This is a genomic window from Pseudomonas sp. LBUM1641 (genome assembly GCF_059716235.1).
On record NZ_CP166815.1, the window covers coordinates 5,797,617 to 5,811,794 of the forward strand.

13 protein-coding genes are annotated in these 14,178 nt (G+C 60.2%); 9 read left to right on the forward strand and 4 right to left on the reverse strand.

The features are described from left to right. Positions 1–52: 52 nt before the first annotated feature. The 3 genes from ACA046_RS26690 to ACA046_RS26700 are packed head-to-tail and all read left to right on the forward strand — an operon-like array spanning position 53 to position 4,193. Positions 53–982, forward strand: coding sequence for a cytochrome-c peroxidase (locus ACA046_RS26690; protein ID WP_497677141.1), 930 nt, complete (start codon positions 53–55; stop codon positions 980–982). Next, a complete protein-coding gene (locus tag ACA046_RS26695) occupies positions 979–2,784 on the forward strand; it encodes a DAHL domain-containing sensor histidine kinase (RefSeq protein ID WP_497675288.1) in 1,806 nt (601 codons plus the stop codon). The genes ACA046_RS26690 and ACA046_RS26695 overlap by 4 nt, the downstream gene beginning before the upstream one ends. A gap of 2 nt (positions 2,785–2,786) precedes the next feature. Next, the gene (locus ACA046_RS26700; RefSeq protein WP_459023547.1) at positions 2,787–4,193 is read left to right on the forward strand and encodes an ATP-binding protein; all 1,407 of its coding nucleotides are present in this window, start codon (positions 2,787–2,789) and stop codon (positions 4,191–4,193) included. 25 nt (positions 4,194–4,218) lie between these two features. Here ACA046_RS26700 and ACA046_RS26705 read toward each other — a convergent pair whose 3' ends face one another. From ACA046_RS26705 to ACA046_RS26715, 3 genes are all read right to left on the reverse strand, one after another. After that, positions 4,219–4,491: a type B 50S ribosomal protein L31 gene (locus ACA046_RS26705; RefSeq protein ID WP_076015621.1), complete on the reverse strand. Its 273-nt coding sequence runs from the start codon at positions 4,489–4,491 to the stop codon at positions 4,219–4,221. 100 nt (positions 4,492–4,591) lie between these two features. Further along, positions 4,592–5,917: an APC family permease gene (locus ACA046_RS26710; protein ID WP_497675289.1), complete on the reverse strand. Its 1,326-nt coding sequence runs from the start codon at positions 5,915–5,917 to the stop codon at positions 4,592–4,594. A gap of 269 nt (positions 5,918–6,186) precedes the next feature. Then, positions 6,187–7,008, reverse strand: a complete 822-nt coding sequence (locus ACA046_RS26715; RefSeq protein ID WP_459023551.1) for a carbon-nitrogen hydrolase family protein — start codon at positions 7,006–7,008, stop codon at positions 6,187–6,189. A 93-nt stretch (positions 7,009–7,101) separates the two neighbouring features. Between ACA046_RS26715 and ACA046_RS26720 the strand changes: the two genes are divergently transcribed. From ACA046_RS26720 to ACA046_RS26740, 5 genes are all read left to right on the forward strand, one after another. After that, positions 7,102–7,866 (forward strand): helix-turn-helix transcriptional regulator, encoded by a 765-nt coding sequence (locus tag ACA046_RS26720; RefSeq protein ID WP_497675290.1) that lies wholly within the window; start codon positions 7,102–7,104, stop codon positions 7,864–7,866. A 130-nt stretch (positions 7,867–7,996) separates the two neighbouring features. Further along, positions 7,997–9,616, forward strand: coding sequence for an FMN-binding glutamate synthase family protein (locus tag ACA046_RS26725; protein WP_076015625.1), 1,620 nt, complete (start codon positions 7,997–7,999; stop codon positions 9,614–9,616). Between the two features lie 20 nt (positions 9,617–9,636). Next, positions 9,637–9,921 carry a putative quinol monooxygenase gene (locus tag ACA046_RS26730; protein WP_003216442.1) on the forward strand — a complete coding sequence of 95 codons (285 nt, stop codon included), beginning with the start codon at positions 9,637–9,639 and terminating at the stop codon, positions 9,919–9,921. A gap of 62 nt (positions 9,922–9,983) precedes the next feature. Continuing rightward, a complete protein-coding gene (locus ACA046_RS26735) occupies positions 9,984–10,280 on the forward strand; it encodes a cupin domain-containing protein (RefSeq protein WP_497675291.1) in 297 nt (98 codons plus the stop codon). Between the two features lie 143 nt (positions 10,281–10,423). Further along, on the forward strand, positions 10,424–11,548 hold the full coding sequence (locus tag ACA046_RS26740; protein ID WP_497675292.1) for an OpgC family protein: 1,125 nt from the start codon (positions 10,424–10,426) through the stop codon (positions 11,546–11,548). Between the two features lie 45 nt (positions 11,549–11,593). Here ACA046_RS26740 and ACA046_RS26745 read toward each other — a convergent pair whose 3' ends face one another. Beyond that, positions 11,594–13,006 carry an amino acid permease gene (locus ACA046_RS26745; RefSeq protein ID WP_076015629.1) on the reverse strand — a complete coding sequence of 471 codons (1,413 nt, stop codon included), beginning with the start codon at positions 13,004–13,006 and terminating at the stop codon, positions 11,594–11,596. Positions 13,007–13,694: 688 nt separating this feature from the next. Between ACA046_RS26745 and ACA046_RS26750 the strand changes: the two genes are divergently transcribed. Next, positions 13,695–14,153, forward strand: a complete 459-nt coding sequence (locus tag ACA046_RS26750; protein WP_318302287.1) for an REP-associated tyrosine transposase — start codon at positions 13,695–13,697, stop codon at positions 14,151–14,153. Positions 14,154–14,178: the final 25 nt, after the last annotated feature.

Genomic DNA, 14,178 nt, shown 5'->3' on the forward strand with positions numbered 1-14,178 from the left:
CGCCACGCCACGCTACGTTCACCGGTCTTCACGGGCGCCCGGGCTCGCCGCCCTGTTTTGGCTGGCGACCTGCCTGCCGGTGACGGCCGCGCCGCTGGATGAACCGCTCAAGTCACTGCCGCCAATACCGCAACTGGATCCGGCAACGGTGGAGTTGGGGCGCCAGTTGTTCAATGAAACACAACTGTCGGTCAACAACACCAAGTCCTGCGCCAGCTGCCATGACCTGCAAACCGGCGGCGTCGACAATCAGCCGTTTTCCCTGGGGTTCGACGGCAAGCCGGTGGAGCTCAACACTCCGACCGTGTTCAACGCCAGCCTGAACTTCAAGCAATTCTGGAACGCACGGGTCGACACCCTGGAGGCACAGGTCGAACACGTGGTCACCAGCCCGATGGAAATGGGCAACGACTGGAAAACCGTGATTCAGACCTTGTCGGCACAGCCTCACTACCAGGCGACGTTCCGGCAGATCTACCCCGACGGCATCACGCCCGCCAATGTGCAAAACGCCCTGGCGACCTATGAACGTACCCTGCTCACCCCCAATTCGCGCTTCGACCAATACCTTCAGGGCAACACCGACATCCTCACCCTCAAGGAAAAATACGGCTACCAGCGCTTCAAGGAATACGGCTGCATTGCCTGCCACCAGGGCGCCAATATCGGCGGCAACATGTACCAGAAGTTCGGCGTGATGGGCGACTACTTCAAGGCCCGTGGCAACCCCACCGAAGCTGACCTGGGGCGCTACCTGCTGACCAAGGACGAGGAAGACCGCAACGTGTTCAAGGTGCCCAGCCTGCGCAATGTGGCGGTCACCGCCCCGTACTTTCACGACGCCTCGGCCAAGACCCTCGAAGAAGCCGTCGACGTGATGTTCAAGTACCAGCTGGGGCGCATTCCCTCGGCCGAAGACAAGACCCTGATCGTGCTGTTCCTGAAAACCCTGACTGGCGAATGGGCAGGCAAGCCACTATGAAACTCTCCCGCCGCGCCACCCAGGTCATGCTCAGCACCATGACCCTGATACTCGCCTCGACCCTGGTATTCCTGTACCTCAAGTCATCGAGCGACCAGACCAGCACCTACACCGAATCCCGCGACCTGATCCGCGAAATCAAGCAACTGAACTCACAATGGGACAGTGAAGTACTCAAGGCCCGGATTGCCCTGACCCACAACTACGACCCACTGGTCGCGCCCCTCACCGAGATGAACCGCCTGTGGGCCAGCCTTCAGCAGCGCGGATCGCAACACCGTCACGAAGACCCCGCCCGCTGGCAGGCCGGCCAGGACGCCTATCGCCAGGCGATCGACGAAAAAGCCCGGCTGGTGGACCAGTTCAAGTCCCATAACGCCGTGCTGCGCAACTCCCTGGCCTTCCTGCCCACCGCCGAAGACGATATCCAGGCGCAGTTCCTGGCACTCACCAACGCCGACAAACTGCTCCAGCAAAGCATCGCCACCGACACCTACGACGTGCTCCTGAGCAGCCTCGAATTCGCCCAGGTGACCAGCGACGACAAGGCCGCCGACATTCTGGTGGGCCTGAACACGCTGGCGATCAATAAACTGAGCCTGCCTGAGTCGTTCCAGGTGCCGGTGGAAATTCTCAGCAATCACATTGCGCTGATCCTGCGGGAACAACCCTTGGTCAACGGCCTGCTCGAACGTATCGCCGCCGTGCCGCTGGCCGAACGCCTGGACGACCTCACCAACCAGCTCAATCAGGACCAGACCGCGTCTGACCTGCTCAACCAGAAATACCATCGCTATCTGCTGGTGTTTTCCACCTTGCTGGTGGCACTGCTGCTGTACCTGGCGATTCGCCTGTTGCGCAGTTTCGCCGAGATCAACCGGGTCAACCGGGCCTTGCATGTGGTCAACGAAAGCCTTGAGCAACGTGTCGAGGAACGTACCCGGGAACTCAAGGATGCCCAAAGTGAACTCATGGACAGCGCCCGCCAGGCCGGCATGGCGGAAATTGCGACCAACGTGCTGCACAACGTCGGCAACGTGCTCAACAGCGTGAATATCTCGGCCGAGCTGGTGACGCGCAAGCTGCGCACCAGCAAGGCGTTGGGGCTGGGCAAGGCCATGCAATTGATCAATGAACACCGCCGCGACCTGGGCACCTTCCTCACCGAGGATGAAAAAGGCAAGCTGCTGCCTGATTACCTGAACCAGTTGGTCGAAGCCATCGCCACTGAACAGCAGGGCCTCACCGAGGAACTGGCGCAACTGAGCAAAAGCGTCGACCACATCAAGGATATTGTTTCCACCCAGCAGTCCTACGCCGGCGCATCCACGCTGCTGGAGCCGGTGCATATCAGCGCGTTGATGGAAGATGCCCTGCGCATGAATTCCGGGGCCCTGAGCCGCCACCATGTGACGGTGGTCAAGGACTACCACGACGTCCCCGAGATCATGGCCGACAAGCATCGGTTGCTGCTGATCCTGGTGAACCTGATCAGCAACGCCAAGTACGCCATGTCCAACCTCACCGATCGCACCCGGCAAATGACCCTGACGGTAATGCCGTTGGACGACGGGACCTTGCAGATCAGCGTCAAGGACGAAGGCGAAGGCATACCCGCGGAAAACATGACGCGAATCTTCACCCACGGTTTTACCACCCGCAAGGAAGGACACGGCTTTGGCCTGCACAGCTGCGCCCTGGCCGCCCTGGAAATGAAGGGCCGCCTCACCGCCCACAGCGACGGTCCGGGCAAAGGCGCGCTGTTCACCCTTCATATTCCACTGGAACCCGCACGGACATGAGCATGAATCAAGCACCCAACCGGCGCATTTTATTGATCGATGACACCCCGTCGATTCATGAAGACTTTCGCAAGATTCTGATGCCGCCCGTGGACGCGAACCTGGAACTGGACGAGATGGAAACGGCCCTGTTTGGCGCCAGCGTCAAACCCCAGGCCCAGGCTTTTGAACTGGATTCGGCCTACGGCGGCCAGGAAGGATTGCAGCTGCTGTGCCAGGCCACGCAACAAGAGCGCCCCTACGCCCTGGCCTTTGTCGACATGCGCATGCCCCAGGGCTGGGACGGCGCGCAAACCATCGAAGAATTATGGAAAGTCGACCCGCAACTGCAAGTGGTGGTGTGCACCGCCTACTCCGACTACTCCTGGGAAGAACTGCTGTTTCGCCTGCAAGCCCATGACCGCCTGCTGATCCTGAAAAAGCCTTTCGACAACATCGAAGTCCAACAGATGGCCAACACCCTCGCCGCCAAATGGGACATGGCCCGGCGTGCGTCCCTGCAAACCAGTCACCTGGAACATCTGGTGGAGCAACGCACCCAGGCTTTGACCTTGGCCAGCCAGGCGCTGCAGCTGGAAATCGATGAACGCAAGCAACTGGAAAGCCAATTGGTGCAGTCGGAAAAGCTCGCGTCCCTGGGCCAGCTCGCGGCGGGGGTGGCCCATGAAATCAACAACCCGGTGGGGTTCATCTCCTCCAACCTGAGCACCCTGGACGGCTACTTCAAACAGTTGCAGCAGATGCTCGACGCCTACCGGCAGGCTGAAGAAGCCCTGGCACCCGGCGAATGCCTGACGCAATTGCAAAGCCTGCGCAAGGCCATGGACCTGGAGTTTCTCAAGGAGGACATCCCGATTCTGATTCTCGAATCCAAGGATGGTATTGGTCGCGTGGCGCAGATCGTCAAGGACCTGAAGGATTTCTCGCGGGTCGACAACGACGAGAAATGGCAGTGGGCAAACCTGCAACACGGCATCGACTCAACCCTGAACATCGTCGCCAGCGAACTCAAGTACAAGGCCGATGTGGTCAAGCATTTCCAGGTGCTGCCGGACATTGAATGCCTGGCCTCGCAGCTCAATCAGGTGGTGATGAACCTGGTGATCAACGCCGCCCAGGCGATGGGCCCGGAACGCGGCACCATCACCCTCAGCAATGGCGTGGAGGGCGACAAGGTCTGGCTGGAAGTGGCGGACACCGGCTGCGGAATCGCGCCGGAAAGTGTGCAGAAAATTTTCGATCCGTTCTTCACCACCAAGCCGGTGGGCGAAGGGACAGGGCTGGGGCTGTCACTGTCGTATGGGATTGTGAAGAAGCATCACGGGACTATTTCAGTGAACAGCGAAGTCGGCAAAGGCACGACGTTTCGGGTGGAGTTGCCGATTCGCCAGACGACAGATCCCCTGTAAAGGCAAACCTCTACAGGGGACAGGCTCAGGCTTCGGCGTTCTTCGGGCTCGAACCAAACGACGCAAACCGCTTGTTGAAGCCGGCGATGCGGCCTTCGGACTGGGTCTTGCGCTGCTGGCCGGTGTACACCGGGTGCGAGGCGCTGGACACGTCGAGGAGCACGTAAGGGTAGGTGTTGCCGTCGCTGTGTTTTTGCGTGCGGTCGGTGTCCACGGTGGAACCGATCAGGAAGAAAACGTCGGCGGCGGTGTCATGGAACAACACGGTGCGGTAGTCGGGGTGGATACCAGGTTTCATAAGGCCTCCGGGGCGTCTGGGTGAACATCAGATGTTATACAGTAACGCAAATGATGCATCCAAACGAGAACCGATTGCAATAAGAATAGACCCCGAACTTCTATGTGGCTTCCTGGAAGTCCATTTCCGGTGGCTGCCGGGAGAAACCCCGCGTCAGGAAACCCAGGTACACCAGCCCAATCGCCAACCAGCTCAGGCCCAGGTAGATCGCCAGGTGATCGAGGCTGACCATCAACCACAAATCCGCCACCAGGCCGATGATCGGGAACACCAGGAACAACACCAGCGCCCGCAACCCGCGCTGCTGGGCGCCGATCCAGTAGTGGAAGATCACCGACAGGTTCACCAGGCTGAAAGCCAGGAAGGCGCCGAAGTTGATGAACGAGGTGGAGGTGGTGACGTCCAGTTTCAACGCCAGTAACGCCACCACCGCGCACAGCAGGATGCTGTTCACCGGCGTACCAAAGCGCGCATGCAAGGTGCCGAAGAACGACTTGGGCAACACCCCGTCGCGGCCCATCGCAAACAGCAACCGCGAACCACTGGCCTGGGCCGACAAACCCGAGGCGAACTGGCCGACGATCAGGCCGATCAGGAAGATCGACACGAACAGGTCGCCGCCAATGTTGCGGGCAATCTCGTAGGCTGCGGAATCCACGTCGGTAAATTCGAACGATGGATGGGCGATCTGCACGAAGTACGACACACCGACAAAGATCAGCCCGCCGATCAGGGTGATCAGCATGATCGCCCGGGGAATGGTGCGGCGAGGGTCGCGGGTTTCTTCGGTCAGGGTGCTGACCGCATCAAAGCCCAGGAACGAATAGCAGGCGATCGCCGCGCCGCTCATGATCAACGGCATTTGCATCTGGCCGTTGAAGATCGGGGTGATGGTCCACAGCGGCTTGCTCGCATCACCGCCGATGTAGTGGATGCACAGCGCGACGAAGGCGATCAGCACCAGGAACTGCACCAGCATCAGCAAGGCGTTGATGCCGTTGGCGAGTTTCAGGCCAATGATGTTGATCACGCTGGTGACCCCGATAAACGCCAGTATCCAGACCCATTGCGGCACTGCCGGGAAGGCAGAATGCAGGTAGGCCGCGCCGATCAGCCAGATGGCCATGGGCAGGAACAGGTAGTCGAGCAACACCGCCCACCCGGCGATAAACCCGAGCTTGGGGCTGATGGCCTTGCGCACATAGCTGTAGGCGGAACCGGCCACCGGGAACGCCGAGGCCAAGCGGCCGTAGCTCATGGCGGTGAAGAACATCGCCACCAGCGCGGCCAGGTAAGCGGCCGGGACCATGCCGGCGGTGGATTGCGCCAGGATGCCGAAGGTGCCCAGGACAATGATCGGTGTCATATAGGCGATGCCAAACAGCACCACCGACCCTAACGACAGGGTGCGTTGCAAACGAGCCATGAGCGATTCTCCGCGCGATTATTAGATTTATGGCAGAACTGAAGTCGGTGCAGCAGGAGCAATAATTTTTATGGTTAGAACAGTTTTGAAATGAAGTGCAGCTTTCTGTGGTGAGTGCAGCTTCTGTGGCGAGGGGGCTTGTCCCCCGTTGGGCTGCGCAGCGGCCCCAGAAAAAGCGGGAGCGCTTCGCACTCCAACGGGGGACAAGCCCCCTCGCCACAGGACAAACCCCCTTGCCACAACAAGCACCTTCACAACAGGAATCGGGGTCAGGGTTTCGGGATCAATAACTCCCGCGTTCCGTCCATGCGCTCAATCACCTCTCCCGGCAACTTCAAGCGCTGGTCATCCAGGTAGCGATAGTCCTGTCGCGCCGCCGCCAGTTGCCCCAGGTCCAGTTCAACGCTGAACTGCCCTGCCTCGCGCCCGGCTTCAAACAGCAACGTGCCAAACGGGTCCACCAGCGCACTGCCACCGGCAAACATCAGGCCGTCATCACCCTCTTCCACCCGGTTGACCATCAGCGCAAACGCCTGATTTTCCTGGGCGCGGGCCATGATCGCGGTGCGGTGGGTGGGGCCGTACGGGTCCATGTTGCCGTTGGTGACGATCAACACTTCAGCGCCCAACTGCGCCAGGGCGCGGGCGGTTTCCGGGAATTCGATGTCGTAGCAGATCAACAGGCCCACGCGCACGCCGTTCCACTCGCAGGTGGCGTAGCGGTCGCCCGGAGTGAACACGCCGCGGTCCGAGGCCCACAAGTGGGTCTTGCGATAACGCAGGGCGATGCCGTCCGCGGTGATCATCAAGGTGGTGTTATAGAACTGGCCGGCGTCGTTCTCGGCCATGCCGATGACAACCGCGATATTGCGCGCTCGGGCTGCCTGGATAATCGCCTGGACGGCGGGGCCTTCCACCGGCTCGGCCACATCGGCCACGGTGTCGGCGGTCGGGAAGCCCATCAGGTGGGTTTCCGGGAATACGACCAATTGGGTATCCGCCGCACACGCAGCAATTGCCGCCAACGCGCGCTCAAGGTTGTAAGCTGTGCCGTTATCGCGGCCTGCCAGCTGGGCAAATTCGACCTTCATGGTGATTCCTTGTTCTTTATCTGTGGCGCAGTATGCGCAGCCGCGAACACTCGGGAAATTACGCAGCCGGGTTAACCCTATGGGGGTAGATGCATGACATTGTCGCTGGAAGACATCGCCTGGCACCGTTCGGTGGGGCAGATGATAGACGCCCTGGACCAGCCGAATTTCTGGACGCAGCTGGTCCGGTTGCTAGACCAATATGTGCCGTTCGACAGTTGGGTGGTACTGCTGTTCAGCAGCGAGCACAAGCCCCTGGTGTTCGCCGAATGCCCGGGCCAGGACGGTGAGCCGGACCATCTGTTCCAGGATTACCTCAACGGTTTATACCTGCTCGACCCCTTCTACATCGCCAGCCGCGAGCACTCGCGCACCGGGCTGTTTCGCCTGGCCGAAGTGGCCCCGGAGCATTTCGAGCTGACCGAGTACTACCAGCGCTACTTCCGGTTGAACGTGGTGGCCGATGAAATCCAGTTCAATTGCCAGCAGCCGGACGGGCGAACCTTATGCCTGTCCCTGGGCTCCAAACAGCGCTTTGACCCGCAGCAGATTGCCCTGCTGTCGCTGATCCAGCCGTGGGTATTGAGCTTGCTGTGCCAACGCCTGCCCCATGAACTCAACCAGGTGAGCGCTCCGGAGACGCCGATCCACAACGATGGCTGGGGCGCACAACTCACCGCGCGGGAGCTGGATGTGGGCCGTTTGATGCTCAGTGGTTGCTCCAGCAAGGAAATCGCTCGTAAGCTGGAAATCTCTGTTGAAACCGTGAAAGTCCATAAAAAGCATATGTACAGCAAGCTAGGGATCAAATCCCAGTCGGAGCTGTTCTCGATTTTTCTGCAGGCGCAACACGCCTGATCGAGCCCTGCAGGAGCGAGCTTGCTCGCGAAAAACGTCAATGCACCGCGGTCATCCAGACAACCGCGCTATCGTTAACGACCTTCGCGAGCAAGCTCGCTCCTACAGGATAAAAACTAAGGAACCCTGTATGAGCCTGTCCTTGTTAAGCCGTTACGCGTTCTTTGCCGTCTGCGTCATTTTCACCCTCGCCAGCATGCCGTTTATCGAACACGAATGGCTGTGGCCGATCGCGATGGTCACCGGCATCCTCAGCCTGATCGGCATTTTCGACCTGCTGCAAAGCCCCCACGCGGTGCGCCGCAACTACCCGATCCTGGGCAATATCCGTTACCTGGTGGAAGGCATCCGTCCGGAAATCCGCCAGTACCTGCTGGAATCCGACAGCGACGCCCTGCCCTTTTCCCGGGCCCAGCGCTCGCTGGTCTATTCCCGCGCCAAGAACGAAAGCGCCGACAAACCCTTCGGCACGCTGATCGACGTGTACCAATCCGGCTTTGAGTTTATCGGCCACTCCATGCGCCCTGCGCCGTTGAGCGACCCCAGCGCGTTTCGCGTGATCGTCGGCGGCCCGCAGTGCACACAGCCGTACTCGGCCTCGGTGTTCAACATCTCGGCCATGAGCTTCGGCTCATTGAGCGCCAACGCGATTCGCGCCCTCAACCAGGGTGCCAAGCTCGGCAATTTCGCCCACGACACTGGCGAAGGCAGCATCAGCCCGTATCACCGGGAAAACGGCGGCGACCTGACCTGGGAACTGGGCAGCGGCTACTTCGGTTGCCGCACCAGCGCCGGCCTTTTCGACCCGGAACGTTTCGCCGTGCAGGCGCAGAACCCGCAAGTGCGGATGATCGAAATCAAGATGAGCCAAGGCGCCAAACCGGGCCACGGCGGGATCCTGCCCAAGCACAAGGTCACCAAGGAAATCGCCGAGACCCGCGGCATCATGATGGGCGAAGACTGCATCTCGCCGTCGCGCCACAGTGCGTTTTCCACCCCGATCGAAATGATGCAGTTCATCGCCCAACTGCGAGAGCTGTCGGGCGGCAAACCGGTGGGCTTCAAGTTCTGCCTGGGCCACCCGTGGGAATTCATGGGCATTGCCAAGGCCATGCTCGAAACGGGCATCCTCCCGGACTTCATCGTGGTGGACGGCAAGGAAGGCGGCACCGGTGCCGCACCCGTGGAGTTCACCGACCATATCGGTGTGCCGCTGCGCGAAGGCCTGCTGTTTGTGCACAACACCCTGGTGGGCTTGAACCTGCGGGACAAGATCAAGCTCGGCGCCAGCGGCAAGATCGTCAGCGCGTTCGACATTGCCAGCGTTTTGGCCATCGGTGCCGACTGGGCCAACTCGGCGCGGGGTTTCATGTTCGCCATTGGCTGCATCCAGTCGCAAAGCTGCCACACCAACAAATGCCCCACCGGCGTGGCCACCCAGGACCCACTGCGCCAACGCGCACTGGTGGTGCCGGACAAGGCCCAGCGCGTGTTCAACTTCCACCGCAACACCCTGAAGGCCCTGGCAGAAATGCTTGCCGCCGCCGGTCTCGATCACCCGTCGCAACTGTCGGCCAAGCACTTGGTGCGGCGCATGTCGGCCACCGAGATCAAGTTGTTCTCGCAGCTGCATGTGTTCCTCAAGCCAGGTGAGTTGCTCACCGGCGAAGTGAACGGCGAGTTTTATTCGCGCATGTGGCAGATGGCGCGGGCGGACAGTTTTGAGCCGAATGAAATAGCGGCGGCTTAATCCTTTAACGGAACGATACGATGCTGAAAGTAATTGCCGAAGACTTCATCAAACCCGAACACCTCGACACCGTGCGCCCGTGGTACGCCGAACTGGTGGAAAAAACCCGCCAGGAACCGCTGTGCATTGCCTACGACCTGTTCGTCGACCAGAAAGACCCCGGGCACTTTATCTTTATCGAGCAATGGCCCGACCAGGCCGCTCTCGATGCGCACTGCCAGACGGAACACTTCACCCGCCTGGTGCCGCAGATCAACCAATACGAAGCCAAACCCTGCCGGGTTTTGCTGATGGACGCGTTCTAAACCATCCCCTTTCCCGCTGAACCGGACCACCGAACGGCATCGTTGAAACAAGGAGCTTCACCATGCCGTTACTGGATTTCACCGCCATCGCCGCACAACTGCCGGACACCTGGAAATCCACCCGCCTGGGCCAGGTCGGCCCGGCGCGGATCAAGGTGCTGCGTCTGGACGCGCAGGCCTATGAAGAAGAAACCCACGACTACAACGAAGGCCTGTTGGTAATCGACGGCCTTTTGCGCCTGTCCATCGGCGAGGACGCCATCGACGTCGGCGCCGGGCAGATGTACCTGGTGGAAGCCGGTACTGCCCACGCGGTGCTGCCTGGCAGCCACGGCACGCTGGTGATCATCGACGTTTAAACGAAGCGATGAGACATTCAGCAAAAAACTCAGCTTTGCAATTGCTTACAAATACCGCCAACCTGCGCCCGCCCGACGTACGGCTCGACTGAAGCCGTCGTCCACTTGTCATTACTAAACCCCTTGTTCAAGAGCCCGCTGCCATGTTGAACGGACGCGACCCGCGCATCGATTTTTTTCGGGGCCTGGCGTTGATCTTTATTTTCTGGGATCACGTGCCCCACAACCCTCTGGGCCAGATCACCCTGCGCAACTTCGGTTTCAGCGACGCGGCGGAAGTCTTCGTGTTCCTGGCCGGTTATGCGGCAGTGCTGGCCTACGGCAAGATCCTGCAGCGCGACGGTTATCTGATCGCCTGCGTGAAGATCTGGCGGCGCACCTGGGTGCTGTACGTGGTGCACATCTTCCTGCTGGCGATGCTGATGGGCATCGTGTTCTTCGCCAACAGCCATGTGGAAACCCGCGACCTCGTTGAAGAGATGGGCCTGACGCACTTCGTCACCCATCCCCAGCAAGCCCTGATGGATGAACTGCTGCTGCGCTTCAAGCCCAACCTGATGGACCCGCTGCCGCTGTACATCGTGCTGCTGGGCTGCCTGCCGCTGGTGTTGCCGTTACTGTTGCGCAAGACCTGGGCGGTGGTGGCTGTTTCGCTGGCGGTGTACTTGCTGGCCCCGCATCTGGGCTGGAACCTGGCGGCGATTGCCGACGGCGTCTGGTACTTCAATCCGGTGACCTGGCAGTTGTTGTTTGTGCTGGGCGGCGCGGCGGCGATTCATGCGCAGCAGCCACGTCCCGCAGAAACCCGTGGGCTGTTGCGTCAGCCACTGTTCGTGGCTGCGGCGGTGTACGCGCTGGTCGCGGGGGTTCTCACGCTCTCGTGGCGCTGGCCGGAAATCCACGATGCGCTGATGCCGTCGGCACTCAGCGACCTGTTGTATCCCATCAGCAAGACCGACCTGTCGCCGGTGCGTCTGCTGCATTTTCTGGCCCTGGCCTATGTCACCGCCAAGCTGCTACCCGGCCACGCCTGGACGCAAAACTGGCTGGCGCAGCAAACCTGCCGCATGGGCCGCTACTCCCTGGAGGTGTTCTGCCTGGGGGTGCTGCTGGCACCGCTGGCGGACATGATCAATGCGATCACCGGCGATGCCTTCGCCATGCAAATCTTCACCGCATTGGTAGGCGCCGGGCTGATGGCGCTGCTGGGGGCCTGGCTGGATTTGAACAAACGGCTCACCCAACCGGCGCCTCCCGCCACCACCTGAAAAACAAAAAGCCCCGAAAGGGGCTTTTTGTTGAGCGCAGGAAACTCAGCTCGCGGTGCGTGCCGCCGCCTGGGTCGGCTGCAACTTGAACACATAGAACAACACCGTCAGCATCACCAGGAACGCCGGGCCGACATACAGCGCCACGCGGGTATCCGGGAAGTACGCCATCAAGCCCACCACCAGCACCAGGAACGCCAGCGCCAGATAGGAACTGACCGGGTACAGCCACATGCGGTATTTGAGGCCGTCACGTTCGGCCTGGGTCAGGCTCTTGCGGAACTTGAGCTGGGCCAGGAGGATCATCAGCCAGGTCCAGATCGCGCCGAAGGTGGCGATCGACGTCACCCAGACGAAGACTTTTTCCGGGACCATGTAGTTGAGCAGCACGCCCAGCAACAGCACGAAGATCGACAGCAGCAGCGCCTTACGCGGCACGCCGTTGCTCGACGTGGTGCCGAATGTGGCCGGAGCCTGGCCGTTCTGCGCCAGGCTGTAGAGCATGCGCCCGGTACTGAAGATACCGCCGTTGCACGACGACAACGCCGCGGTGATCACCACGAAGTTAATAATGCCGGCGGCGGTCTTGATGCCAAGACGCTCGAAGGTCATCACGAACGGGCTGCCCTGGGTGCCGATTTCGTTCCACGGGTAGATCGACAGGATCACGAACAACGCACCGACGTAGAACAGCAGGATGCGCCAGAACACCGAGCCGATGGCACTGGGGATAGTCTTCTGCGGGTTCTTCGCTTCACCGGCGGTGAGGCCGATCATCTCCACGCCCAGGTAGGCGAACATCACCATTTGCAGGGACATCAACACGCCCTGCACACCGTTGGGCATAAAGCCGCCGTGGGTCCACAGGTTGGAAATCCCCAGCGCCACGCCATCGTTGCCGAAACCGAAGGCAATGATGCCGACGCCGCCGATCACCATCGCAATGATGGTGACGATCTTGATCAGCGCGAACCAGAACTCGAACTCACCGAACGCCTTGACCGCGATCAGGTTGATGGTGCCCATGCTGACCAGCGCCGCGAGGGCCCAGATCCAGCGCGGCACATCGGGGAACCACACGCCCATGTAGACGGCGACGGCGGTGATTTCCGCGACACAGGTCACCAGCCACAGGAACCAGTAGTTCCAGCCAGTGAGAAAGCCCGCCAACGGGCCGAGGTAATCCTGGGCGTAGCGGCTGAAGGAGCCGGCCACCGGGTTATGCACAGCCATCTCGCCGAGGGCGCGCATGATCACCAGGATCGCCAGGCCGCCGATGATGTAGGACAGCATGATTGCCGGGCCGGCCATTTCAATGGCCTTGGCCGAACCGAGGAACAGGCCGACACCGATACAGGCGCCGAGGGCCATCAGGCGAATATGCCGTTCGCCAAGTTCGCGTTTCAGCGGACCGCCCTGAGCGGTCTCGCCTTGGGGCAGGTGATTGCCAGCGGGCATAGGGATACAACCTCGTCTTGTTATTGGATATGAGCCACCGAGTCCGGAGCGTCATGGCGGGTCTGCCATGGCGTACCGTTTCCGGTTCACCTTTTGGGTAAACCGGTCTGGCCGGGCCAGATCAGCGGGGGTGCAGTATAAAAAGCTAAACCCAGGGGTTTTCACTCTATAAACAGCAAGATTCAGCGAGAACTCTCGGCAAAAGCGCCTTTGGCGGAGGAGCATTACCTGGTTACCGTAGGAATCATCGCCACCAAACGGCGGCGAGTATTGCACGGTAATGGTGCAGCGTCATGCCCCTACCTTTGGCGGATTTACGGGTGGGGGAGGCTCTAGCTCGACGGTTGGGGGTTATGTGGCGGGGTTATCTGTGGTGAGGGGGACTTGTCCGTGGCGAGGGGGCTTGTCCCCCGTTGGGCTGCGCAGCAGCCCCGAAACCTGCCATGAGGATCTTCCTGAAGAAATGCGGTGTGTTTACTGGGGCTGCTGCGCAGCCCAACGGGGGACAAGCCCCCTCGCCACAGACAAGCCACCTCATCCCAGATAAGCCACCTCAGCCCAGACAAGCCTCCTCTCCACAACTAGCCCCAAATGCCGTCGTGGGAAACACACTGACACTGAACTGCAAGAGAGCACTCCAGAGCAGCTGCTAGCTTCAATTGACTACATCCCATCAAGGAGCAACGGAATGCTTCACCAGCCCAACTCTCATCTGTTACGCCGTGGTCGGCATTCAGAATCTGGTCGTCCTTATCTGATTACCGCTGTGGTCCACAATCGGCAACCCCTGTTCAACGACTTCCATTTGGGACGACTACTGGTAGCAGAGTTCAGGAAGACCCATGAATTGGGCATGGTCGACTCTCTGGCATGGGTCGTCATGCCTGATCACTTTCATTGGCTATTTGAGCTGCAAGACAAAAAATTATCACAGGTTGTGGGGCGTACCAAATCCCGAAGCACCCTCACCATTAATCGCGCACGCGGCAGCAAAGAACGGTTCTGGCAACTTGGCTACCATGACCGAGCAGTGCGGACCGATGAAGACCTTCGCAAAATTGCTCGCTACATCATCGCCAACCCATTGCGAGCGGGCCTGGTCGAAAATATTGGTGACTACCCACTTTGGGACGCTGCCTGGCTTTGATTTTTCCTGTCCCTAGGGGGCTTGT

Coding starts and splice junctions, on each gene's coding strand:
- ACA046_RS26695 (WP_497675288.1), top strand. CDS start 979: ATGAAACTCTCCCGCCGCGCCACCCAGGTCATGCTCAGCACCATGACC.
- ACA046_RS26700 (WP_459023547.1), top strand. CDS start 2,787: ATGAATCAAGCACCCAACCGGCGCATTTTATTGATCGATGACACCCCG.
- ACA046_RS26705 (WP_076015621.1), bottom strand. CDS start 4,491: ATGAAACCTGGTATCCACCCCGACTACCGCACCGTGTTGTTCCATGAC.
- ACA046_RS26710 (WP_497675289.1), bottom strand. CDS start 5,917: ATGGCTCGTTTGCAACGCACCCTGTCGTTAGGGTCGGTGGTGCTGTTT.
- ACA046_RS26715 (WP_459023551.1), bottom strand. CDS start 7,008: ATGAAGGTCGAATTTGCCCAGCTGGCAGGCCGCGATAACGGCACAGCT.
- ACA046_RS26720 (WP_497675290.1), top strand. CDS start 7,102: ATGACATTGTCGCTGGAAGACATCGCCTGGCACCGTTCGGTGGGGCAG.
- ACA046_RS26725 (WP_076015625.1), top strand. CDS start 7,997: ATGAGCCTGTCCTTGTTAAGCCGTTACGCGTTCTTTGCCGTCTGCGTC.
- ACA046_RS26730 (WP_003216442.1), top strand. CDS start 9,637: ATGCTGAAAGTAATTGCCGAAGACTTCATCAAACCCGAACACCTCGAC.
- ACA046_RS26735 (WP_497675291.1), top strand. CDS start 9,984: ATGCCGTTACTGGATTTCACCGCCATCGCCGCACAACTGCCGGACACC.
- ACA046_RS26740 (WP_497675292.1), top strand. CDS start 10,424: ATGTTGAACGGACGCGACCCGCGCATCGATTTTTTTCGGGGCCTGGCG.
- ACA046_RS26745 (WP_076015629.1), bottom strand. CDS start 13,006: ATGCCCGCTGGCAATCACCTGCCCCAAGGCGAGACCGCTCAGGGCGGT.
- ACA046_RS26750 (WP_318302287.1), top strand. CDS start 13,695: ATGCTTCACCAGCCCAACTCTCATCTGTTACGCCGTGGTCGGCATTCA.